Annotated in this window: 1 protein-coding gene; it reads right to left on the bottom strand. The window is 59.4% G+C overall.

The features are described 5' to 3' along the window. The coding region (locus EYY67_RS24305) for a fimbria/pilus outer membrane usher protein (protein WP_165498006.1) at positions 1–839 on the bottom strand (839 nt) is incomplete at both ends.

The following is an 839-nucleotide window of genomic DNA, read 5'->3' as shown; positions in this document are numbered from 1 at the left end:
AGCTTGCTGGCGGAAAACGTCGCCGAGACGCCGGTAAAGCGCCCGACATCGAAAATCTTGCTGACCGACAGGCTGTAGTTGTTACTGGCACGCTCGTTCCAGTAGATTTTGTGGGTGGCCGAGAGATACAGCGTGATGGCCGGCCACGGCAGATACTGGTTGGCGGTGACGGTGTAGGTCTGTTTGTCGTCGCGGGAATAGCCGTCGCCGTTGACCTTGTCGAGATACTGGCTGAACGACATAAAGGTTTTTTGCGAGAAACGGTATCCGGCAAAGGTGATCTGGCTGCCGGTCGAATCGAAGCGTTTGGAGTAGTTGGCGCGGTAACTCAGCCCGGTTTGCCTGCCCGCCACCGGCACGGTGGCCGAGGATCGCGTGACGTCAAACGACACCGCGCCGAGCTTTTGCAGGTTTTGTCCGACGCCGAGCGCCTGCGCCTGATAGTTGCCGGTGGTGGTGATAACGCCGCCGTAAAGCGAGAAATCATTGAGCGCGCCCCAGGACATTTCGCCGCTGTAAAAACCGGGCTGTAACACGTGATTGTTGCTGCCGGTGGTCGGTTTGCCCGTCGCGGTTTTAAAGCGCACCTGCCCTTTGCGGGTCAGAAACGGGATGGTCGCGGTGGTCACCTGATAGGTGGTGACGCTGCCGTTTTCTTCCTCGATTTTCACATCCAGCGCGCCCTGTACCGCTTCGGTTAAATCCTGCACCACGAACGGCCCCGGCGACACGTTGGTCTGGTAAATCACCCGTCCGTTCTGGCTGATGCTCACTTTGGCGTTGGTTTTGGCGATGCCGGTCACCTGCGGCGCGTAGCCACGCAGCGACGGCGGCAGCAT

The organism is Rahnella victoriana, assembly GCF_004330295.1.
Lineage (GTDB): Bacteria > Pseudomonadota > Gammaproteobacteria > Enterobacterales > Enterobacteriaceae > Rahnella > Rahnella victoriana.
Note: the sequence above shows the minus strand (reverse complement) of the source record. Positions and strands in the feature narration are given on the sequence as shown.